We start from the raw sequence: 22722 nt of genomic DNA on the forward strand, positions 1-22722 counted from the left end.
GCGGGCGTGCCCGCGAAGCTGTCGACGCCGGTTTTACAGGATGTAACGCGACAGGTCTTCGTTCTGCGCCAGCTCACCCAGGTGGCTGTTCACATACGCCGCGTCGATCTGGATCGGCGCTTCGTCATGGGTGCTGGCCAGGTCGCCAGCACTGAACGACACCTCTTCGAGCAAACGCTCGAGAAGGGTGTGCAGGCGGCGGGCACCGATGTTCTCGGTCTTCTCGTTGACCTGGTAGGCAATCTCGGCCAGGCGCTTGATACCGTCGGCGAGGAATTCGATGTTCAGGCCTTCGGTCTTGAGCAGGGCCTGGTACTGTTCGGTCAGCGACGCGTGCGGCTCCTGCAGGATGCGCTCGAAGTCTTCCGGGGTCAGGGCCTTGAGTTCCACACGGATCGGCAGGCGGCCTTGCAGCTCGGGCACCAGGTCGCTCGGCTTGCTCAGGTGGAACGCACCCGAGGCAATGAACAGGATGTGGTCGGTCTTGACCATGCCCAGCTTGGTGTTGACAGTGCAGCCTTCGATCAGCGGCAGCAGGTCGCGCTGCACGCCTTCACGGGACACGTCGGCGCCGCCAACGTTGCCGCGCTTGGCAACCTTGTCGATTTCGTCGATGAACACGATGCCGTGCTGCTCGACAGCTTCCAGGGCCTTGGCCTTGAGCTCTTCCTCGTTGACCAGGCGGCTCGCTTCTTCATCGCGAACCATCTTCAGCGCCTCTTTAACCTTCAGCTTGCGCGCCTTGCGCTTGCCTTTGCCCATGTTGGCGAACAGGCTCTGCAGCTGGTTGGTCATTTCTTCCATGCCGGGCGGCGCGGCAATTTCGACGCCCACGGCATCGGCCACTTCGATCTCGATTTCCTTGTCGTCCAGCTGGCCTTCGCGCAGGCGCTTGCGGAACAGCTGGCGGGTGTTGGAATCGGTGCTGGTCTGCGCGGCTTCCTCGGCGAAGCTGCTGACCCGCGCCTGCGGCAGCAGGGCGTCGAGAATGCGGTCTTCGGCGGCGTCTTCGGCGCGGTGGCGCACGCGGATGATCTCTTGCTCACGCAGCATCTTCAATGCTGCATCGGCCAGGTCACGGATGATCGACTCGACGTCGCGGCCCACGTAGCCCACTTCGGTGAACTTGGTGGCTTCGACCTTGAGGAACGGCGCGTTGGCCAGCTTGGCCAGGCGGCGGGCGATTTCGGTCTTGCCGACGCCGGTAGGGCCGATCATCAGGATGTTCTTCGGGGTCACTTCGGCGCGCAGCTCGGCGGGGAGCTGCATGCGCCGCCAGCGGTTGCGCAGGGCGATGGCCACGGCGCGCTTGGCGTCGTCCTGGCCGATGATGTGGCGGTTGAGTTCGTGGACGATCTCGCGGGGGGTCATGGACATGATGAAAATGGTCCTCGGGCGGAATGAATCAGCGTGGAAAAACCCCATCACCGGGATGAGGCGCCAGAACAGCTGATCAGTCGGCCAGGTCCTGCTCCTCGATGGTCAGGTTGTGGTTGGTGAACACGCAGATGTCGCCGGCGATGTTCAGGGCGGTCTCGGCGATTTCACGGGCCGAGAGGTCGGTCTTGTTCAGCAGGGCGCGGGCTGCGGCCTGGGCGTAGGCGCCGCCGGAACCCATGGCGATCAGGCCGTCTTCGGGTTCGACCACGTCGCCGTTGCCAGTGATGATCAGGGAGGCGTCCTTGTTGGCCACGGCCAGCATGGCCTCCAGGCGGCTCAGGGAACGATCGGTACGCCATTCCTTGGCCAGCTCCACGGCAGCGCGGACCAGGTGGCCCTGATGTTTCTCGAGCTGGCCTTCAAAGCGCTCGAACAGGGTGAACGCATCGGCGGTGGCGCCGGCGAAGCCCGCGATGACCTGGCCGTGGTACAGGCGGCGCACCTTCTTGGCGTTGCCTTTCATCACGGTGTTGCCGAGGGATACCTGGCCGTCGCCGCCCATGACGACTTTGCCGTTACGGCGGACAGAAACGATGGTGGTCAAGGGGAGAGTCTCCACGCAGCGGGGCGAAAGTGCCTGATGCAGACTCATATGGGGGTGGGGGGAAGGATTTCAACCGTGGGGGATGAATGGTAGGTGTTCCCTTGCACTGGCCTCATCGCCGGCAAGCCAGCTCCCACAGGGATATCACAGGCCTTGAGGGCAGTGATTTCCTGTGGGAGCTGGCTTGCCGGCGATGAGGCCAGTGAGGGTTACTCAGGCCTCGTGGCAGACATGCCCATCGACCAAGGTATAACGCACCGCACCCGGCAGGCAGTGGCCGATGAACGGGCAGTTCTCGCCGCGCGAGAACCACTGCTCGCCGGCCACGGTCGAGGCTTGCGGGTCGAACAGCACCAGGTCGGCCGCGCCACCCACTTTCAGCTCGCCGGCCGGCAGGCGCAGGGCCGCCGCCGGGCCGCTGCTCAGGCGGGCCAGCAAGGTTGGCAGGTCGAGCAGGCCGTCCTGTACCAGGGTCATGGCCAGCGGCAGCAGCAGCTCGACGCTGCTGATGCCCGGCTCGGTGGCGCCGAACGGGGCCAGCTTGGCGTCGCGCTCGTGTGGCTGGTGATGGCTGGAGATCGCCTGGATCACGCCCGACTTCACCGCCGCACGCAGGCCGTCACGGTCGGCGGCGGTGCGCAGCGGTGGCTGCACGTGGTACAGGCTGGAGAACTCACGCAGCGACTCGTCGGTAAGGATCAGTTGGTACAGCGCCACATCGGCGGTCACCGGCAGGCCAAGCTGCTGGGCTTGCTCGATCAGCCGCGCGCCGCGGGCGCTGGTGATCTGGGTGAAGTGCGCACGCACGCCGGTCTGTTCCACCAGCAGCAGGTTGCGCGCCAGGGCCACGGTCTCGGCGGTTTCCGGAATGCCCGGCAGGCCGAGGAAGCTGGCCATGGCACCTTCGTGGGCCAGGCCACCCTGGGCCAGGTCGCGGTCCTGGGAGTGGAACACCACGGTCAGGTCGAAGGTGGCGGCGTATTCCAGGGCGCGGGCCAAGGTACGGTTGTTGGGGATTTCCTTCAGGCCATTGCCGAAGGCCACGCAGCCGGTGTCGCGCAGGGCCACCAGCTCGGCCAGTTGCTCGCCTTCCAGGCCCTTGGTCAGGGCGCCGATCGGGTAGACCTTGCTGTTGGCGGCCTCGCGGGCGCGGTCGAGGATCAGTTCGGCCACGGCCGAGGTGTCCAGCACCGGCTTGGTCTGCGGCGGGCAGCACAGGCTGGTGACACCGCCGGCGACGGCGGCGCGGGTTTCACTGGCGATGTTGCCTTTGCGGCTGTAGCCCGGCTCGCGCAGGGACACGCCGAGGTCGACCAGGCCGGGTGCGGCGACCAGGCCATCAGCCTGGATCGTGCGGCTGGCGCTGAAACCGGCCGGGGCTGCACCGATGGCGGCAATACGGCCGCCGTCCAGGTGCAGGTCGGTGACCTGGTCCAGGCCGCTGTTGGGGTCGATGACCCGGGCGCCGAGAATACTGATGGTCACTGGGCGTTCTCCTGGTCGAATTGACGTTGCGCGTTCTGCCCGCTCATGGCCATGGACAGCACGGCCATGCGCACGGCGATGCCGTAGGTGACCTGGTTGAGGATCACCGAGTGCTTGCCGTCGGCCACCGCCGACTCGATTTCCACGCCGCGGTTGATCGGGCCCGGGTGCATGACGATGGCGTCGGGCTTGGCCCCGGCCAGGCGCGCGGTGGTCAGGCCGAACAGGCGGTAGAACTCGCCTTCGCTGGGCAGCAGGCCACCGGCCATGCGCTCACGCTGCAGGCGCAGCATGATCACCACGTCGACATCCTTCAGGCCTTCGGCGAGGTCGGTGTAAACCTTCACGCCGTACTGCTCGATACCGATCGGGATCAGGGTTTTCGGGCCGATCACGCGGATGTCCGGGCAGCCCAGCGCTTTCAGCGCCAGCATGTCGGAGCGGGCCACGCGCGAGTGCAGGATGTCGCCGACGATGGCCACCGACAGGTTCTCGAAGCTGCCCTTGTGGCGGCGGATGGTGAGCATGTCGAGCATGCCCTGGGTCGGGTGCGCATGGCGGCCGTCACCACCGTTGATCACGGCAACTTCCGGGCACACGTGCTCGGCGATGAAGTGCGCGGCCCCGGAATCGGAGTGGCGCACCACGAACATGTCGGCGGCCATGGCTTCGAGGTTGCGCAGGGTGTCGAACAGGGTCTCGCCCTTGCTGGTCGAGGAGGTCGACACGTTCAGGCTGATCACGTCGGCCGACAGGCGCTGGGCCGCCAGTTCGAAGGTGGTACGGGTACGGGTGGAGTTCTCGAAGAACACGTTGCACACGGTCTTGCCGCGCAGCAACGGGACTTTCTTCACGGCCCGGGCACCGACTTCCAGGAAGGAGTCGGCGGTGTCGAGGATCTCGGTGAGCAGTTCGCGGGGCAAACCGTCGAGCGAGAGGAAGTGGCGCAGCTGGCCCTGATCATTGAGCTGCAGCGGGCGCTTGGCGTCGATTGGCGTCATCGCGGGGGACTCTTAAAGGGCGGAAGCGGAGGCGAGGTCCTGGCGCTCGAGGGCGAGCGGTGCGGGTCCGGTCAATTTTACCCGTTCATGGGCGGCCAGCGACAGGGTGGCGCCGAGTACATTCGGGCGGATTGGCAGTTCGCCGGCATCCAGGTCCAGCAGGCAGACCAGGGTGACGCTGGCCGGGCGGCCATAATCGAACAGTTCGTTGAGCGCGGCGCGCACCGTGCGGCCGCTCATCAGCACGTCATCCACCAGCACCAGGTGCTGGCCCTCGACCTCGAACGGCAGCTCGGACGGGCGCACTTGCGGGTGCAGGCCGTTCTGGCTGAAGTCGTCGCGATAGAACGACACGTCCAGAGTGCCCATGGGGCTGGTGTCGCCCATGGCTTCCTGCAGGGCCTGGGCAACCCAGACGCCGCCGGTGCGGATGCCGATGTAGCGCGGTTCGGTAATTGCCCGGCGGGCCAGGTGGGCGCGAAGGTCGACGGCCATCTGCCGAATCAGTTCGGCTGGATCGGGTAGGCTCATTGCAGGCTCCTCGGAAGGGTGCGCCGGGCGGGCCCGGCGGCAAAGATGATCAGGTATTGGCCTCCAGCCAGCCTTGCAGCAACAGGGCGGCGGCGATGGCATCGACCGGGTTGTCGCGGTAGCTGCCGCGCTGGCCGCCACGGGCCATGCGCTCGCCCTTGGCCTCGAAGGTGGTCAGGCGTTCGTCGTGGGTGTGCACGGGCAGGTTGAAGCGGCCGTTCAGGCGGCGGGCGAACTTTTCTGCGCGGGCGCTCATTTCGCTGGGGGTGCCGTCCATGTTCAGCGGCAGGCCGACGACGATGGCGTCGGGCTTCCATTCGGCAATCAGCTTTTCCACCTGGGCCCAGTCCGGCACGCCGTTCTGTGCCTTCAGGGTGCAAAGCTCGCGGGCCTGGCCGGTGACCACCTGGCCGACGGCTACGCCGATCTGTTTGCTGCCGTAGTCGAAGCCCAGCAGCAGACGCAGTTCAGGGTGCAGTTCGGCCATCAGGCGTGGCCCGCCTGGCTGGTCAGCAGGTTCAGGTTGATCCCCAGGCTGGCAGCGGCGGCTTCCAGGCGCAGGTCGCTGGTCCGGCCGAAGATGATTTCCGGGTCGAACGGGCAGTTGAGCCAGGCGTTGTCGGCAAGCTCCGCTTCCAGTTGGCCCGCTTCCCAGCCGGCATAACCCAGGGTGATCAGGCTCTGTTTCGGGCCTACCCCGGCGGCGATGGCAAGCAATATATCCTGCGAGGTGGTCAGCGACAGCCCTTCCAGCGCCACGGTGGCCTGGAAACTGCATTCGCTGCTGTGCAGCACGAAGCCACGGTCGGTCTGTACCGGGCCACCTTGGTAGATCGGCACCTGCAAGGTGCTGGCCGGTGGCATTTCGTCCGGGCGCAGCTGCTCGAGGATGTCGGCCAGGTTCAGCTCCTGCGGCCGGTTGACCACCAGGCCCATGGCGCCATGGGCGTTGTGCTCGACGATGTACGTGAGGGTCTGGGCGAAGTTCGGATCGGCCATGTGCGGCATGGCGATCAGGAACTGATGCTTGAGGTAGCTCGGCGTGAGGGTTTTCATGGGGGATAGTGTGGCGCCAGGTGGCGAGGCTGACAAGGTGCGGTTTTGTGTCGATCGTGCCGGCCTCTTCGCGGGCACGCCCGCTCCCACAGGAACCTCACATTAGCTGAACCCAGCGGAGATCCTGTGGGAGCGGGCATGCCCGCGAAAGGGCCGGTAAGCCAGCAAATCAGTTACTGGACAAACGGTCCCCACGGGCAAAGCGCCAGGTGCGGATGATCTCCAGCCGGTCAAACTCGGCCAGGTCCCCGGTAAACGGCGCAAACGGCGCCGCCAGCCGTACGATGCGCTGCGCCGCCTGGTCCAGCACCGGTTGCCCGGACGACTCCAGCACCAGCACCTCGTACAGCGAGCCATCGCGGTTGATCGACACCATCATGCGCAGGTTGCCGTAGATCTGTTGCCGGCGCGCTTCGTCGGGGTAGTTCAGGTTGCCAACCCGCTCGACCTTCTTGCGCCACTCTTCCTTGTACCAGGCACCTTTGTCGCGCATGGTCGAGGCAGCATTGAGCCGATGGATGCGCGGGCGCTTGGCGTACATCTGCTGTTCGTTGGACAGCTCCGCCTCCAGGCTGGCGATCTGGCTGGACAACTGCGAGCTGTCGAAGTCCGGTGCCGGGGCTGCCGGCTTGGGCTGCGGCTTGCTTTCCTTGGGTTTGGGCTCGACCTTCTGCGGCTTGGGCGCCGTGGTCACTACCGCCGACTTCTGCGGTACAGGGGGCGGTACCACCTCGGGCTTCGCGGCGGGTGGCGGGGTGATCTTGTTGATCTTGCTGTCCTGGAAGGGTGCCAGTTCGGTGGTCTTGGGCACCGCTTTCTTGTCCAGGGTGCCGCTGCCCTGCTGGTTGTCCTGGGCCTGGAAATCGGCCTTCTCCGGCGGTTTCTCGCTCTTGAAGGTGGCCAGGGTGATGTCCATGGTGTGGCGGATTTCGGCAGGCTTGACCACGCTGAAGCCGACGCCGAGGATCAGCGCCAGGTGCACCAGGACAGCCAGGAACAGGGTAAAGCCGAGCCGGTCCACCGGGCGAACACGGGGGGGCAGCAGGTCGGCGGGGATGTCAGCGGGCAGCGTCATCAGGTTTCCAGCAACCGCAGGGCGGGGTAGCAGGCCAGGCCAAAAGGACCCGCATCATACCCCACTCTGGGTTGTTGCCGTGCGTCGGCGGTCAGCGCGCCTTCAGCTGGCGATCAATGGCATCCATCAATTGCCCGCCGATATCGGTGTTGTAGGCGGCATCGATCTCGCGGATGCAGGTGGGGCTGGTGACGTTGATTTCGGTGAGGTAGTCGCCGATCACGTCCAGGCCCACGAACATCAGGCCCTTCTCGCGCAGGGTCGGGCCGACCTGGGCGGCGATCCAGCGGTCGCGGTCGGTCAGCGGGCGTGCCTCGCCACGGCCACCGGCGGCCAGGTTGCCACGGGTTTCGCCGCTGGCCGGGATACGCGCCAGGCAGTAGTCCACCGGCTCGCCGTCGATCATCAGGATGCGCTTGTCGCCGTCGACGATCTGCGGCAGGTATTCCTGCGCCATGATCTGCTGGTTGCCGTGCTGGGTCAGGGTTTCCAGGATCACCGACAGGTTCGGGTCGTCCTTGCGGTGGCGGAACACCGAGGCACCGCCCATGCCGTCCAGCGGCTTGAGGATCACGTCACCACGGCTGTTGGCGAACTCGCGCAGGATGTCGACGCGGCGGCTGACCAGGGTCGGCGCCATGCACTGCGGGAACTGGGTGGCGAACAGTTTTTCGTTGCAGTCGCGCAGGCTCTGCGGGCGGTTGACCACCAGCACGCCTTCGCGCTCGGCCTGCTCCAGCAGGTAGGTGCTGTAGACGAACTCCATGTCGAAGGGCGGGTCCTTGCGCATCAGGATCACGTCCAGCTCGGCCAGCGCGCTGTCCTGCTCGTCGCCCAGCTCGAACCAGCGGGCCGGGTCGGCGAACACTTTCAGCGGGCGCATTTGCGCACGCGCCTGGCCGGCGCCCAGGTACATATCGCGCTGTTCCATGTAGAACAGGCTCCAGCCGCGTGCCTGGGCGGCCAGCAGCATGGCCAGCGAGCTGTCCTTCTTGTAGGAGATGGACGCGATGGGGTCCATGACAATGCCGAGGCGAACGCTCATGGGGTGGTTCCTCTTGGCGGCGCGTGGCCGCGATGGATCGAAAGAAAAGTGGCTCAGGGTGGCGCCGTGAACGCCGCCGGTCAAGGGGCGCCGCAGATGGAACGGCCACCCGGAGTGTGCTAAAAATGCCAGTCATAGCGCTGAATGACAGGCCCATGGGGGCTGCTGCGCAGCCCTTATCGCGACGCAAGGCCGCTCCCACAACGGCCCCAGGATTTCGGCAAATGGTAGCCCAACAGATGGAACAACCCCTGAAGGTGATGGTGATCGACGATTCGCGCACGATCCGCCGCACCGCGCAGATGTTGCTCGGTGAAGCGGGCTGCGAGGTGATCACTGCCAGCGATGGCTTCGATGCCCTGGCCAAGATCGTCGACCACCAGCCCAGCATCATCTTCGTCGATGTGTTGATGCCGCGCCTGGACGGCTACCAGACCTGCGCGGTGATCAAGCACAACAGTGCCTTCAAGGACACCCCGGTCATTCTGCTGTCGTCACGTGACGGCCTGTTCGACAAGGCCCGCGGCCGGGTGGTCGGCTCCGACCAGTTCCTGACCAAACCGTTCAGCAAGGAAGAACTGCTCGACGCGATCCGCGCCCACGTGCCCGGTTTTGCCGCAGCCCAACAACACGCACCCTGACCGCGCCCCGCCATGGCACGGTCTTTCTTTCCTGATGGGGAACCAGCATGGCCCGAGTTCTGATTGTCGACGACTCGCCGACAGAGATGTACCGATTGACCGAATGGCTGGAAAAGCACGGCTACCAGGTGCTCAAGGCCAACAACGGTGCCGATGGCGTGGCCCTGGCCCGGCAGGACAAGCCCGACGCGGTGCTGATGGATATCGTCATGCCCGGCATGAATGGCTTCCAGGCCACCCGCCAGCTCAGCAAGGACCCGGAAACCAGCGCCATCCCGGTGATCGTGGTCACCACCAAGGACCAGGAAACCGACCGTATCTGGGCCACGCGCCAGGGCGCTCGTGACTTCCTGACCAAACCGGTGGAAGAGGACGCGCTGATCGCCAAGCTCAAAGAAGTGCTGGGGGCTTGACCACCCGCCCGCAGGGCGCGTCGCTGACCGCCTTCGAGTTGTTGCTGGACATCGACCGGCGCTGCCGCCTGCTGGTCGCCGACCAGCCGCCGCAGGACAACCGCCTGCAACAGTGGAGCGGCATCGGCTTTCGTATTGCCGGGCAATGGTTCGTCGCGCCCATGGGCGAGGTGGCCGAGGTGCTGCGCGAACCGCGCAGCAGCCGCGTCCCCGGTGTGCAGCCGTGGGTGTGCGGGGTAGCCAACCTGCGCGGCCGGCTGTTGCCGGTGATGGACCTGAGCAGCTTCTTCGGCCTGGGCCACGCCGCCCCGGGCAAGCAGCGGCGGGTGCTGGTGCTGGACCACGAGGACCTGTTCGTCGGCCTGCTGGTGGACGAGGTGCTGGGCCTGCAGCACTTTGCCCTGGACAGCCTGCAACTGTCGCCACCACAGCCGCTGATTCGCGCCGCTGCACGTTTCGTGCAGGGGCACTTCCCGCGTGAACGCAACTGGGCGATCTTCAGCCCCTTCGCCCTGGCCCAGGCGCCGGGCTTTCTCGATGTGGCGTTATAGGACCTGCGAACGTGAACAAGCCTGCCACCCCCGTCACCACCGTGACCCCACGTACCCGCAGCATCGCGCAGATCACCGTGCTGTTCCTGATCCTGATCCTGTCGATCATCCTGCTGTTCGCCAACTTTGCCTACCTGAACACCCAGTCGAACTACGACAAGCAGTACATCGGCCACGCCGGCGAACTGCGGGTGCTGTCGCAGCGCATCGCCAAGAACGCCACCGAAGCCGCCACCGGCAAGGCCCTGGCCTTCAAGCTGCTGTCGGACGCGCGCAACGATTTCGAACGGCGCTGGGGCTACCTGCGTGAAGGTGACAAGTCCACCGGCCTGCCACCCGCGCCGCCCATGGTGCGGGACGAGATGGAAGCGGTACGCCGCGACTGGGAAAACCTGCGCAAGAACACCGATACCATCCTGGCAAGCGAGCAGACCGTGCTGTCGCTGCACCAGGTGGCGGCGACCCTGGCCGAGACCGTGCCGCAATTGCAGGTGGAATACGAGAAAGTGGTCGAGATCCTGCTGCAGAGCGGCGCCCCGGCCAGCCAGGTGGCGGTGGCCCAGCGCCAGTTGCTGCTGGCCGAACGCATCCTTGGGTCGGTCAACACTGTGCTGGCCGGTGACGACACCGCGGCCCAGGCGGCGGATGCCTTTGGCCGTGATGCCGGGCGCTTCGGCCAGGTGCTGGAAGGCATGCTCAGTGGCAGCGCGGCGATTCAGGTGACGCGTGTCGAGGACGCCGACGCCCGTGCGCGCCTGGCTGAAATTGCCGAGCTGTTCCAGTTCGTTGCCGGCTCGGTGGATGAAATCCTCGAAACCTCGCCGGAACTGTTCCGCGTGCGCGAGGCTGCCGGCAATATCTTCAGCCTGTCGCAGACCCTGCTCGACGAGGCCTCGCACCTGGCCAACGGTTTCGAGAACCTGGCCGGCGGGCGCACCCTCGACACTGTCGGCGGCTATGTCCTGGGCCTGCTGGCGTTGGCTTCGATCATCCTCATCGGCCTGGTCATGGTGCGCACCACCAACCGACAGCTGCGCGAGACGGCGGAAAAGAACGAACGCAACCAGCAGGCGATCATGCGCCTGCTCGACGAAATCGAAGAGCTGGCTGACGGTGACCTGACCGTGACCGTATCGGTGACCGAAGACTTCACCGGCGCCATTGCCGATTCGATCAACTATTCCGTGGACCAATTGCGCGACCTGGTTGCCACCATCAACCACAGCGCCGTGCAGGTCGCTGCCGCCGTACAGGACACACAGAACACCGCACGCCAGCTGGCCAAGGCCTCTGAACACCAGGCCGAGCAGATCAGCGAGGCATCCGAGGCGGTCGGCGACATGGTCGAGTCGATCGACCGGGTTTCGGCACATGCCTACGAGTCGGCCAAGGTTGCCGAGCGCTCGGTGGCGATCGCCAACAAGGGGAACGAGGTGGTGCACAACACCATCAACGGCATGGACAACATTCGCGAGCAGATCCAGGATACCGCCAAACGGATCAAGCGCCTTGGTGAGTCTTCCCAGGAAATCGGCGATATCGTCAGCCTGATCGACGACATTGCCGACCAGACCAACATCCTCGCCCTCAACGCGGCGATTCAGGCCTCGCTGGCCGGCGAGGCCGGCCGTGGGTTCGCCGTGGTCGCCGACGAAGTGCAGCGCCTGGCCGAGCGCTCGTCGTCGGCCACCCGGCAGATCGAGGCGCTGGTGCGCACCATCCAGGCCGACACCAACGAGGCGGTGATCTCCATGGAGCAGACCACCGCCGAAGTGGTGCGCGGTGCCCGCCTGGCCCAGGATGCCGGGGTGGCGCTGGCCGAGATCGAAGGCGTATCGCAGAACCTCGCCGACCTTATCCACAGCATCTCCGATGCCGCCCAGCTGCAGACTTCGTCTGCCGGGCAGATCTCCCACACCATGGCAGTCATCCAGCAGATTACCGCGCAGACCTCCGCCGGCTCCGGCGCCACCGCCGACAGCATCCGCCACCTGGCACGCATGGCCAGCGAGATGCGCCGTTCGGTGTCCGGGTTCACCCTGCCGCCGCCAGCAGAGCCCAAGTGAAGAGCCCTACTGATGAGCTCTACTGAAAAGCCGCGCCGAGGAGTGCCCATGGCTGTAGCTGCAGTAAGCCCCGAGCGCCACGACACAGTGGCGCTGTCCTGGACCAAGGCCGCCATCCTCGACTGCCTGGGCCAGGCGCGCCAGGCGTTGGAGCGCTTTGCCGGCGAGCCTGGCGACCTGTCGATGCTGGCATTCGTGGTCGACAACCTGCACCAGGTGCACGGCTGCCTGCGCATGCTCGAACTGCGCGGCGCCACGCGCCTGGCTGAAGAACTGGAGCTGTTCGCCAGGGCCCTGGCCGATGGCCAGGTCAGCCCCCGCGGTGATTGCCTGGGCGCGTTGTTCCGCGGCCTGGAGCAATTGCCGTCGTATCTGGAGCGCCTGCGCGGCGCCCGCCACGACCTGCCACTGGTGATGCTGCCGCTGCTCAACCAGCTGCGTGCCTGCCGTGGCGAGGAGCCGCTGGCCCAGGCCAGCCTGATCAGCGGTGCCACCCAACGCTTTGCCGGTGCCGACGACCTGGCCAACCTCGACCTGTCGCTGGGCAACTGGCGCGAGCAGTTGCAGGCCGGGCCGGGCCGCGATGCCCTGCGCTCGGTGGTGACCGCGCTGTGCGACGACCTGATGCGCATCAAGGAGCGCCTGGACCAGTTCGTGCGTGGCGACCGCCAGCACAGCGAGCAGCTCGATGCCCTGCTGGCACCGCTGCGCCACGTGGCCGACACCCTGGCGGTGCTGGGCTTCCAGCAGCCACGCCGGGTGATCATCGACCAGGTGCTGGCGTTGCAGGCCCTGGCCCAGGGCGAGCGGGCCGTGGACGACGCGGTGTTGATGGATGTAGCGGGGGCCCTGCTGTACGTGGAGGCCACGCTCAATGGCATGGTCGGCCCGCTGGAGGAAAACGGCCAGGGCGGCCTGCCGGGCTCGGACCTGGCCGAAATCCGCCAGCTGGTGTTGAACGAGTCGCTGAACGTGCTGCAGCAAGCCAAGGACCTGATCGGTGATTGCCTGGAGTCCGGCTGGCCGCGGCAACGCCTGCAACCCTTGCCAGGGCTGTTGCAGCAGATTCGCGGTGCGCTGGCGATGTTGATGCTGCCGGCCGTGGCCGAGCTGTTTGCCGGTTGCGCCAGCTATGTGCAGCGTTGGCTGCAGCACCTGGAAGTGGAGCCGCCTGCCGACGATCTGACGCACCTGGCCGAGGCCCTGAGCGCTGCCGAATGCTACCTGCAATGGCGGGTGGCGGACCCATTGGCGGATGGCCAGCCCTTCATCGACATGGCGCGCGCCAGCCTGGCGACGCTGGGTGTGCACTGCTCGCTGGTCGAGGCCACCGCAGGTCACGATGGCAGCGCTGATGGCATCGATGACGAGTTGCGTGAAGTGTTTCTCGACGAGGCTGGTGAGCTGCTGCCGGAAATCGAGCGCCACTGGCTGCGCTGGCGTGCCGACAACCAGCAGCGCGAGGCACTGGGAGAAGTGCGCCGCGCCTTGCATACGCTCAAGGGCAGCGGCCGCATGGTGCATGCCGAGGCGGTGGCCGAGCTGGCCTGGGGCGCCGAGCACCTGCTGAACCGGGTACTCGAGGGCCGCAGCGTGCTCAGCCCGGAAGGCGTGGTGGCCCTGCAGCAGGCATTCGTCTACCTGCCCGACCTGCTGGCCGACTTTGCCGCCGGCCAGCTGCCACAACTGACGGAAATCGAGCAGCTGGCCGGGCACCTGCATGCCCTGGCCGAAAACGATGCCCCGGTGGCGGCCGACATCGACGGCCTCGACCCGCAATTGCTCGACATCTTCCGCAGCGAGGCGCAGGGCCACCTGGCCAGCCTGGATGCTTTCCTGCAGGGCGCCGACGGCCACGATACGCAGGTCAGCGATGGCCTGCAGCGCGCCCTGCATACGCTCAAGGGCAGTGCCGCCATGGCCGGGGTGTTGCCGGTCGCCGAACTGGCCACCGCCTTCGACCGCCTGGCTCGTGAATACAAGGGCCACCAGCTGCCCCTGCAAATGGCCGAGATCGAATGGCTGGAAGCTGCTCGCTCGCTGTTCCACCTTGGCCTGGCGCAACTCGACAGCACGCCGCTGGCGGCCATCCCCGGTGCCGCGGAGCTGATCGAGCAGGTCGGCCAGGCTGTGGACGCGCACCTGGCCAGCTTGCATGGCGACCCGCAGCATGCGCGGCGCAGCAAGCGCGACCCGCAGTTGATCGCCAGTTTCCTGGCCCAGGCCATGGATATCCTGCTGGATGCCGAGTCGTTGCTGTCGCGCTGGCAGGAACAGCCCGGCCAGCGCGATGCGCTGGACACCCTGCTCGACGAGCTGACCACCCTGGGCCACGCCGCACACTTGGCCGACCTGTGGCAGATGGATGACGTGTGCGAGGCCTTGCTCGACCTGTACGGCGCCGTGGAGGAGGGCAGCCTGCCCGCCGATGCGCGCTTCTTCGCCCACGTGCAGCGGGCCCATGAAGCCCTGCTGGACATGCTCGACGAAGTGGCGGCGGGGCAGGACATCCCGCCAAGGCCGGAGCTGGTCGACAGCCTGCGCAACCTGCTGGGCCAGGCTCTGGCACCGGAGGCCACTGGCCTGGTAGGCATCGACACGGTCACGCCGCTGCACCCGGACATGGACCTGGCCGACACCCTTGGCCTGGGGGCGGCGCACAACCCTTTGCTGCCGGCTGTGGCCGAGCCGCTGGTCGAAGAGCCGGAAAGCCCAGGCGAAGAGCTGCTGGAAGTCTTCCTCGAAGAAAGCTCGGACATCGTCGAGAGTGCCGCCGCAGCCCTGGCGCGCTGGCAGGCCGACCCGCGCAACAGCGTCGAGGTGGACAACCTGATGCGCGACCTGCACACCCTCAAGGGTGTGGCACGCATGGTCGAAATTGCGCCGATCGGCGATCTGGCCCACGAACTGGAGTTCCTCTACGAGCTGCTGGCCGCAGGCCGTATGCCGCCGAGCGCGCCACTGTTCGCCTTGCTGCAGAACTGCCATGACCGGCTGGCGCACATGCTCGATGCCGTGCGCCTGGGGCAGCCGTTGCATGCCGCCACTGCGCTGATCGACTACATCCGCAACTTCAGCTTCTCGGCCCTGGCCGACAGCGCCGCTGGCCAGGGGCCGGTCGAGGCCGCGATCAGTGAGGCGCCGGCGGCGGCGCCGGAGCGGGCGCCGGGCGACATGGTCAAGGTCGATGCCGAGTTGCTCGACGAACTGGGCAACCTGGCCGGTGAGCACTCGATCATCCGTGGGCGCATCGAGCAGCAGGTCAACGATGCGCAGTTCACCCTCAACGAGATGGAAACCACCCTCGAGCGCATGCGCGACCAGTTGCTGCGCCTGGATATCGAGACCCAAGGGCGGATGTCCAGCCGGCAGCAGTTCGAAGGCGATGCCTATGACGACTTCGACCCGCTGGAAATGGACCGCCACTCGCAACTGCAGCAGCTGTCGCGGGCCCTGTTCGAGTCTGCCTCGGACTTGCTCGACCTCAAGGAAACCCTGGCACAGCGCGCCCAGGAGGCCTACAGCCTGCTGCAGCAGCAGGCGCGGGTGAACAGCCAGTTGCAGGAAGGCCTGACCGCGACCCTGATGGTGCCCTTCGAGCGCCTGGTGCCACGCTTGCAGCGCGTGGTACGGCAGGTGGCCAGCGAATTGGGCAAGCAGGTGGAGCTGGTGGTGGGCAATGCCGAGGGCGAACTGGACCGCAGCGTGCTCGAACGTATGGTGGCGCCGCTGGAGCACATGCTGCGCAACGCCGTCGACCATGGCCTGGAAAGCCGCGAAATGCGCCTGGCCGCCGGCAAGCCGGAGCAGGGCACCATTCACCTGAATCTGCTGCACGAAGGCGCGGACATCGTTATCGAAATGACCGACGACGGTGCCGGCGTGCCACTGGAAGCGGTGCGCCGCAAGGCCATCAAGCGCGGCCTGCTGGACCCGCAGGCGCAGTTGAGCGATCACGAGATCCTCCAGTTCATCCTGCGCCCGGGCTTTTCCACTGCCGAGAAGATCACCCAGATTTCCGGGCGTGGCCTGGGCATGGACGTGGTACACGAAGAGGTCAAGCAACTGGGTGGCTCGATGAGTATCGAGTCGGCCCAGGGCAAGGGCGCGCGCTTCCTGATCCGCCTGCCGTTCACCGTGTCGGTCAACCGTGCGCTGATGGTGCACCTGGGCGAAGAGCAGTACGCCATTCCGCTGAACACCATCGAGGGCATAGTTCGCGTGCCGCCGGCCGAACTGGCGGCGTGCTACCAGCTGGACGCCCCGCGTTATGTGTACGCCGGCCACGAATACGAGCTGCGCTACCTGGGTGAGCTGCTGCAGGGCATGCCGCGCCCGGCATTGCTCGGGCAGAGCGTGCCGCTGCCGGTGCTGCTGGTGCATTCCCAGGAGCAGTCGTTCGCCATCCAGGCCGACAGCCTGTCGCCCAGCCGCGAGATCGTGGTGAAGAGCCTGGGGCCGCAGTTTGCCGCGGTTGCCGGGTTATCGGGGGCGACGCTGCTGGGCGATGGCCGGGTGGTACTGATTCTCGACCTGCTGGGCCAGTTGCGTGGCCAGCAGCGGCGCCTGGCGCGCCTGCCGGGCGGCGGTGCGGCCCGGCGCCAGGTGTTCGGCCCGGCGCCACGGCGGGCGTTGCTGGTAATGGTGGTGGACGATTCGGTGACCGTGCGCAAGGTCACCAGCCGCCTGCTGGAGCGCCACGGCATGAGTGTGCTGACGGCCAAGGACGGGGTCGATGCCATGGCACTGCTGGAAGAACACCGCCCCGATGTGTTGCTGCTGGACATCGAGATGCCGCGCATGGACGGCTTCGAGGTGGCCACACGCATCCGCCGTGACGAGCGCTTGAAAGACTTGCCGATCATCATGATCACCTCGCGCACCGGGCAGAAGCACCGCGACCGTGCCATGGCCATCGGCGTCAACGAATACCTGGGCAAGCCGTACCAGGAGTCGGTCCTGTTGCAGAGCATTGCCCACTGGAGCCAGACCCATGCTTGAACTGATCGCCGGCCAGCGCAGCAGCCTGACCGGGCTTTTGCTGCCGTTGGGCGACCGTACCCTGGTGTTGCCCAACGTGGCGGTGGCCGAACTGAGTGGCCAGCGCAACCTGGTGTGCCAACGCGGCGAGCCGGCCTGGCACCTGGGCTGGATCGACTGGCGCCAGCAGCGCCTGCCGCTGATCGGCTTCGAAGCCGCGTGCGGTGGCGAGACCCCCTGCGGCGAGCGGGCCCGCGTGGTGGTGCTCAATGCCCTGGGTGATACCGGCCTGCGCTACCTGGCGTTGTTGCTGCAGGACATACCGCGCTCGTGCAAGCTCGACAGCCAGCTGAACTACGTGGACGTGGCGCTGGGCCGCCTGGAGCTGGCGGCGGTGCAGGTGGGTGAGCAGGTGGCACGGGTGCCGGACCTGGTCGGGCTGGAACGGCTGGTGCGTGACGCGGAACTGCAACCTGAGCTTGGGTAGGATGCAACGCACAGGGCCCTTTCGCGGGCGCGCCCGCTCCCACAGGAAAAACATACACTTCAAGGCAAGTAGATAACCTGTGGGAGCGGGCATGCCCGCGAAGAGGCCATCAGCATCACATCAGGAACCCAGCCCACCTCAGGAGGTCTGTGTTTGCATGTACTACGGTGAACGCTTCAACGCCTGGACCCACCTGGTCGGTGCCGTCCTGGCCTGTATCGGTGCCATCTGGCTGATCGTGGTCGCGGGCCTGCAGGGCGACCCTTGGAAGATCGTCAGTTTCTCCATCTACGGCGGCACCTTGCTGTTGCTGTACAGCATTTCTACCCTGTACCACAGCACTCGCGGGCGGGCGAAGGTGATCATGCGCAAGCTCGATCACCTGTCGATCTACCTGCTGATCGCCGGCAGCTACACGCCGTTCTGCCTGGTCAGCCTGCGCGGACCCTGGGGCTGGAGCCTGTTCGGGGTGGTCTGGGGGCTGGCGGTGATCGGCATGCTGCAGGAGATCAAGCCGCGCTCCGAGGCGCGCATCCTGTCGATCATCATCTATGCGGTGATGGGCTGGATCGTGCTGGTGGCGGTCAAGCCATTGCTGCACTCGCTCGGCAGCGCAGGCTTTGCCTGGCTGGCCGCCGGCGGGGTGTTCTACACCGTCGGCATCATCTTCTTCGCCTTCGACAGCCGCTTCCGCCACTGGCATGGTATCTGGCACCTGTTCGTGATCGCCGGCAGCCTCATGCACTTCGTGGCGGTGTCGTTCTACGTGCGCTAGTTAAAAGTCGCCCCATAGTTGCTGTGCCACCGACAGTGCCACCACCGGTGCGGTTTCGGTGCGCAGCACGCGTGGGCCCAGGCGTGCTGCGTGGAAACCGGCAGCCTTGGCCTGGTCGACCTCCGCCTCGCTCAGGCCGCCTTCGGGGCCGATCAGGAAGGCCAGCGTGGCCGGCTTGGCATGGCTGGTGAGCGGTTCGGCCACCGGGTGCAGGACCAGTTTCAGGTCGGCCTTGGCACTGTTCAGCCACTCGGCCAGGGTCACTGGCGGGTGGATGACCGGCAAGGTCGAGCGGCCGCATTGTTCGCAGGCGCTGATGGCCACTTGGCGCCAGTGGGCCAGGCGCTTGTCGGCGCGCTCGTCCTTCAGCCGCACTTCGCAGCGTTCGCTGACGATCGGGGTGATTTCGTTGGCGCCCAGTTCGGTGGCTTTCTGGATCGCCCAGTCCATGCGCTCGCCACGGGACAGGCCTTGGCCGAGGTGCACGTGCAGTGGTGAATCGGCTTGGCCGGCGAGGGCCTGGTCGAGGCTGACGCGCACGGTTTTCTTGCCCACTTCGAGCAACTGGCCGCGGTATTCCTGGCCACTGCCGTCGAACAGCTGCACGGCGTCGCCGGGGGCCATGCGCAGTACGCGGCCGATGTAGTGGGCCTGGGCTTCGGGCAGGTCATGCTCGCCAAGGCTCAGGGGGGCGTCGATGAAAAAGCGGGACAGTCTCATGGGTTTGCTCGGTAGAAGAGAGACGCAGACCCCCTGTGGGAGCGGGCGTGCCCGCGAAGCAGGCACCGCGGTGCATGGCAAGGGCTTCGCCCTTGTTCGCGGGCATGCCCGCTCCCACAGGGAACATGGTATGGCTAACTGTCCGGGCTTAGCCCGGGTCGCGGAAGTCGGGGTGGAAGTTGGCCGGTACGGCCACGCTGACGCTATCGCGGGTGGCAATGTCGATGCCTTCGCTGGCCACTTCTGCCAGGAAGTCGATCTGCTCTGGCGTAATCACATACGGCGGCAGGAAGTACACCACGCTGCCCAGCGGGCGCAGCAGGGCGCCACGCGTCAGGGCATGCTCGAACACTTTCAGGCCACGACGCTCTTGCCACGGGTAGGCAACCTTGCCGGCCTTGTCCTGGACCATTTCGATGGCCAGGGCCATGCCGGTCTGGCGAATCTCGGCCACATGCGCGTGGTCGGCCAGGTGCGCGGTGGCGCTGGCCATGCGGGTGGCCAGGGCCTTGTTGGCCTCGATCACGTTGTCCTGCTCGAAGATGTCCAGGGTCGCCAGCGCCGCGGCGCAGGCCAGCGGGTTGCCGGTGTAGCTGTGCGAGTGGAGGAACGCGCGCAGGGTCGGGTAGTCGTCGTAGAACGCCTGGTACACCTTGTCGGTGGTCAGGCAGGCGGCCAGCGGCAAGTAACCGCCGGTCAGGGCCTTGGACAGGCACAGGAAGTCCGGGCGAATGCCGGCCTGTTCACAGGCGAACATGGTGCCGGTGCGGCCGAAGCCCACGGCGATTTCGTCGTGGATCAGGTGCACGTCGTAGCGGTCGCAGGCCTCGCGCAGCAGCTTGAGGTACACCGGGTGGTACATGCGCATGCCGCCGGCACCCTGGATCATCGGTTCGACGATCACCGCGCTGATCGAGGCGTGGTGCTCGGCCAGGGTCTGTTCCATGGCCTGGAACATGGTGCGCGAGTGCTCTTCCCAGCTCGTGCCCTCGGGGCGCAGGTAGCAGTCGGGGCTGGGCACCTTGAGGGTGTCGAGCAGCAGCGCCTTGTAGGTTTCGGTAAACAGCGGCACATCACCGACCGACATGGCGGCGATGGTTTCGCCGTGGTAGCTGTTGGTCAGGGTGACGAAGCGCTTCTTGCCCGGTTTGCCGACGTTCTGCCAGTAGTGGAAGCTCATCTTCAGCGCGACTTCGATGCACGACGAACCGTTGTCGGCATAGAACACCCGGTCGAGGCCGGCGGGGGTCATGGCTACAAGGCGCTCGGACAGCTCGATCACCGGCTGGTGGCTGAAACCGGCCAGGATCACGTGCTCCAGCTGGTCGACCTGGTCCTTGATGCGCTGGTTGATACGCGGGTTGGCGTGGCCAAACACGTTGACCCACCAGCTGCTCACCGCATCCAGGTAGCGCTTGCCTTCGAAGTCTTCCAGCCACACGCCTTCGCCGCGCCTGATCGGGATCAGCGGCAGCTGCTCGTGGTCTTTCATCTGGGTGCAGGGGTGCCACAGGACCTTGAGGTCGCGTTGCATCCACTGATCATTGAGGCCCATGGGCACTTCTCCTGGCTTTGCGGCTTGGTTCGACCGCGTAAGCCTAAGCAATGCCGCAGGGCAGGACAACCGCCGCTTTTCATCGGCTTGCCAGCTGAGCTTGCCACCGCGTGGAATCGCTGCAGGCAAAAATGTCAGTGGCGAAAAGGACTTGATGTCACTGCGCTGGCAGGGTCGGCGGACCTGACGTATTCTTAACGCATCTCTCCCGGGGCATTCCTGCCTCTCCCCGTTTCTGTAACCCCCTGACTCGGAGTTCGCCGACATGGCTGCTGCTTGGGTGCGCCTGTGCGCGTTGGTATTGATTGGTGTGTCCAGCGGCGCCGCGCTGGCAAAGGACAAGACACCTTCGGCGATCGTCGTGGGTGGCGGCCTGGCGGGCCTGACGGCCGCCTACGAGCTGCAGAATAAAGGCTGGCAGGTGACGCTGCTGGAAGCCAAGGCGGGCATGGGCGGGCGCTCGGGCCTGGCCACCAGCGAGTGGATCGGCAACGCCAAGGCGCAGCCGGTGCTCAACCAGTACCTCGACCGTTTCAAACTTGAAACACTGCCGGCACCGGAGTTTGTGCGTACTCCCGGTTACCTGATCGACGGCGAGTATTTCAGCGCCACCGACCTGGCCACCAAGCAGCCGGCTACTGCCGATGCGCTCAAACGTTACGAGAAAACCCTCGATGACCTGGCCCGTTCGATCGACGACCCGCTGAACCCGCAAGCCAACAGCACGCTGTTCGCCCTCGACCAGATCAACGTCTCTACCTGGCTGGACAAGCTGCAACTGCCGACCACCGCCCGTCAGCTGGTCAACCAGCAGATCCGTACCCGCTACGATGAGCCATCGCGCCTGTCGCTGCTGTATTTTGCCCAGCAGAACCGCGTGTATCGTGGCGTCAGCGACCGTGACCTGCGTGCCGCGCGCCTGCCCGGCGGCAGCCCGGTGCTGGCCCAGGCCTTCGTCAAGCAACTGAAGACCATCAAGACCAGTTCGCCTGTGACCTCCATCGTTCAGGACAAGGATGGTGTCACGGTCAAGGTCGGCAGCGTCGGCTACCAGGCGGATTACCTGGTCATGGCCGTGCCCCTGCGCGCCTTGGCCAAGATCCAGATGACCCCGGGCCTGGACAGCCAGCACCTGGCGGCGTTGAAGGGCACCAACTATGGCTGGCGCGACCAGCTGATGCTTAAGTTCAAGAAGCCGGTGTGGGAAAGCCGCGCGCGCATGTCGGGCGAAATCTTCAGTAACGCAGGCTTGGGCATGTTGTGGATCGAACCCGCGCTCAAGGGTGGCGCCAACGTGGTGATCAACCTGTCGGGCGACAACGCCCGTCTGCTGCAGGCGTTCGGCGACAAGCAGATGGTCGATCAGGTGCTGATCCGCCTGCATGCGTTCTACCCACAGGCCCGTGGCTCGTTCACCGGCTACGAGGTCAAGCGCTACAGCACCGACGCCGGTACCGGCGGCGCCTACCTGGCCTATGGCCCGGGCCAGATCAGCAAGTACTGGCGCCTGTGGGAGCGCCCGGTGCAGCGCATCACCTTTGCCGGTGAGCATACCGACGCCCTCTACCCAGGCACCCTGGAAGGCGCCCTGCGCAGTGGCCAGCGCGCGGCCAGCCAGGTGCAGGACCTGCTGGCCGGCAAGTCGTTCGACCCGGCCAAGGCGGCACCGGTGGCGGCGGCAGCAGCTGCAGGCGCCGTGGCGGCCAAGGAGAGCAAGGGCGGGTTCTTCTCCAACATGTTCGGTGGTTCTTCCGACAAGGGCGACAAGGCTGACAAGGCCCCGGTCAAGGCCGAGCCGAAGCCGGTCGATGAGGCCAAGCAGGACAAGCCGGGCTTCTTCAAGCGCCTGTTTGGCGGGTCGGACAAGCCTGAGGTGAAGGCCGAGCCGATTGCCAAGGCCGAGGAAGTGGCGCCGGCACCTGCGCCAGCGCCGCAAGCCGCACCGGCCCCGGTTGCGCCAGCGCCTGTGGTCAAGGAAGCGGCGGCCAAGCCTGCTGCTACCAAGGCTGCACCTGCCAAGCGTGCACCGAAGCACAAGCCAGCCCAGACCAAAAAGGCGACTGCCAAGTCCGAACCGGCCAAGAAAGCTGTGGCCAATACCCAGGCCAAGGCTGGTTGATTTGTTGACTTTGCTGGCCCTATCGCCGGCAAGCCAGCTCCCACAGGATCATCATAGGTTCGAAGGCCTGTGCAATACCTGTGGGAGCTGGCTTGCCGGCGATAGGGCCGGCACTGGCAACCGCTGATTACCCAACTATCGTTAATGTTTCCTTAATGGGAAGCTTACAGAATACATATCGGATTTCTCGATAATCCAAAGCAATTTTTTACGCTTTTATTCGATGCATTACGCGTTA

At 65.9% G+C, this 22722-nt stretch carries 19 protein-coding genes; 8 read left to right on the top strand and 11 right to left on the bottom strand.

Translation table 11 applies throughout. The features are described 5' to 3' along the window. Window positions 1-33: 33 nt before the first annotated feature. The 9 genes from hslU to gshB all read right to left on the bottom strand — a co-directional run bounded on the left by hslU (window position 34) and on the right by gshB (window position 8177). Window positions 34-1377 carry an ATP-dependent protease ATPase subunit HslU gene (hslU, locus tag B2790_RS04120; RefSeq protein WP_015272084.1) on the bottom strand — a complete coding sequence of 448 codons (1344 nt, stop codon included), beginning with the start codon at window positions 1375-1377 and terminating at the stop codon, window positions 34-36. A 76-nt stretch (window positions 1378-1453) separates the two neighbouring features. After that, entirely contained in the window at window positions 1454-1984 is a 531-nt protein-coding gene (hslV, locus tag B2790_RS04125; RefSeq protein ID WP_003249309.1) for an ATP-dependent protease subunit HslV, read from the bottom strand. 213 nt (window positions 1985-2197) lie between these two features. Next, window positions 2198-3469: a dihydroorotase gene (locus B2790_RS04130; protein WP_015272083.1), complete on the bottom strand. Its 1272-nt coding sequence runs from the start codon at window positions 3467-3469 to the stop codon at window positions 2198-2200. Then, a complete protein-coding gene (locus B2790_RS04135) occupies window positions 3466-4470 on the bottom strand; it encodes an aspartate carbamoyltransferase catalytic subunit (protein ID WP_003257774.1) in 1005 nt (334 codons plus the stop codon). The genes B2790_RS04130 and B2790_RS04135 overlap by 4 nt, the downstream gene beginning before the upstream one ends. A 12-nt stretch (window positions 4471-4482) precedes the next feature. After that, on the bottom strand, window positions 4483-5001 hold the full coding sequence (gene pyrR, locus B2790_RS04140) for a bifunctional pyr operon transcriptional regulator/uracil phosphoribosyltransferase PyrR (RefSeq protein WP_025340908.1): 519 nt from the start codon (window positions 4999-5001) through the stop codon (window positions 4483-4485). 49 nt (window positions 5002-5050) lie between these two features. Next, the gene (ruvX, locus tag B2790_RS04145) at window positions 5051-5488 is read right to left on the bottom strand and encodes a Holliday junction resolvase RuvX (RefSeq protein WP_013974530.1); all 438 of its coding nucleotides are present in this window, start codon (window positions 5486-5488) and stop codon (window positions 5051-5053) included. Continuing rightward, window positions 5488-6057, bottom strand: coding sequence for a YqgE/AlgH family protein (locus B2790_RS04150; RefSeq protein WP_286918316.1), 570 nt, complete (start codon window positions 6055-6057; stop codon window positions 5488-5490). Before B2790_RS04150 ends, ruvX begins: the two co-directional genes overlap by 1 nt. A gap of 169 nt (window positions 6058-6226) precedes the next feature. After that, window positions 6227-7132 (bottom strand): energy transducer TonB, encoded by a 906-nt coding sequence (locus B2790_RS04155; protein ID WP_286918317.1) that lies wholly within the window; start codon window positions 7130-7132, stop codon window positions 6227-6229. Between the two features lie 91 nt (window positions 7133-7223). After that, window positions 7224-8177 (bottom strand): glutathione synthase, encoded by a 954-nt coding sequence (gene gshB / locus B2790_RS04160; RefSeq protein WP_025340907.1) that lies wholly within the window; start codon window positions 8175-8177, stop codon window positions 7224-7226. 239 nt (window positions 8178-8416) lie between these two features. Between gshB and B2790_RS04165 the strand changes: the two genes are divergently transcribed. The 7 genes from B2790_RS04165 (at window position 8417) to trhA (ending at window position 18090) form a co-directional block, all read left to right on the top strand. Beyond that, window positions 8417-8818 carry a response regulator gene (locus tag B2790_RS04165; RefSeq protein ID WP_003257770.1) on the top strand — a complete coding sequence of 134 codons (402 nt, stop codon included), beginning with the start codon at window positions 8417-8419 and terminating at the stop codon, window positions 8816-8818. A gap of 47 nt (window positions 8819-8865) precedes the next feature. Further along, complete coding sequence (pilH, locus tag B2790_RS04170; RefSeq protein ID WP_025340906.1) at window positions 8866-9231, top strand: twitching motility response regulator PilH; 366 nt, start codon at window positions 8866-8868, stop codon at window positions 9229-9231. Then, window positions 9228-9782, top strand: coding sequence for a chemotaxis protein CheW (locus B2790_RS04175; protein ID WP_025340905.1), 555 nt, complete (start codon window positions 9228-9230; stop codon window positions 9780-9782). Before pilH ends, B2790_RS04175 begins: the two co-directional genes overlap by 4 nt. A gap of 11 nt (window positions 9783-9793) precedes the next feature. Then, window positions 9794-11848: a methyl-accepting chemotaxis protein gene (locus tag B2790_RS04180; RefSeq protein ID WP_025340904.1), complete on the top strand. Its 2055-nt coding sequence runs from the start codon at window positions 9794-9796 to the stop codon at window positions 11846-11848. A 48-nt stretch (window positions 11849-11896) separates the two neighbouring features. After that, complete coding sequence (locus tag B2790_RS04185; protein WP_286918318.1) at window positions 11897-16849, top strand: Hpt domain-containing protein; 4953 nt, start codon at window positions 11897-11899, stop codon at window positions 16847-16849. Further along, window positions 16842-17315, top strand: coding sequence for a chemotaxis protein CheW (locus tag B2790_RS04190; RefSeq protein ID WP_039612487.1), 474 nt, complete (start codon window positions 16842-16844; stop codon window positions 17313-17315). Before B2790_RS04185 ends, B2790_RS04190 begins: the two co-directional genes overlap by 8 nt. A gap of 157 nt (window positions 17316-17472) precedes the next feature. After that, window positions 17473-18090 (top strand): PAQR family membrane homeostasis protein TrhA, encoded by a 618-nt coding sequence (gene trhA, locus B2790_RS04195; RefSeq protein ID WP_286918319.1) that lies wholly within the window; start codon window positions 17473-17475, stop codon window positions 18088-18090. Here trhA and B2790_RS04200 read toward each other — a convergent pair whose 3' ends face one another. Both B2790_RS04200 and B2790_RS04205 read right to left on the bottom strand, forming a co-directional pair. Continuing rightward, the gene (locus B2790_RS04200) at window positions 18091-18810 is read right to left on the bottom strand and encodes a 16S rRNA (uracil(1498)-N(3))-methyltransferase (RefSeq protein WP_085691403.1); all 720 of its coding nucleotides are present in this window, start codon (window positions 18808-18810) and stop codon (window positions 18091-18093) included. Window positions 18811-18958: 148 nt separating this feature from the next. Then, window positions 18959-20365 carry an adenosylmethionine--8-amino-7-oxononanoate transaminase gene (locus B2790_RS04205; protein ID WP_286918320.1) on the bottom strand — a complete coding sequence of 469 codons (1407 nt, stop codon included), beginning with the start codon at window positions 20363-20365 and terminating at the stop codon, window positions 18959-18961. Window positions 20366-20630: 265 nt separating this feature from the next. Here B2790_RS04205 and B2790_RS04210 point away from each other — a divergent pair, with 265 nt between their 5' ends. After that, complete coding sequence (locus B2790_RS04210) at window positions 20631-22484, top strand: flavin monoamine oxidase family protein (protein ID WP_286918321.1); 1854 nt, start codon at window positions 20631-20633, stop codon at window positions 22482-22484. Window positions 22485-22722 lie beyond the last annotated feature (238 nt).

This window comes from Pseudomonas sp. UBA6753 (genome assembly GCF_002453565.1).
GTDB lineage: Bacteria > Pseudomonadota > Gammaproteobacteria > Pseudomonadales > Pseudomonadaceae > Aquipseudomonas > Aquipseudomonas putida_Z.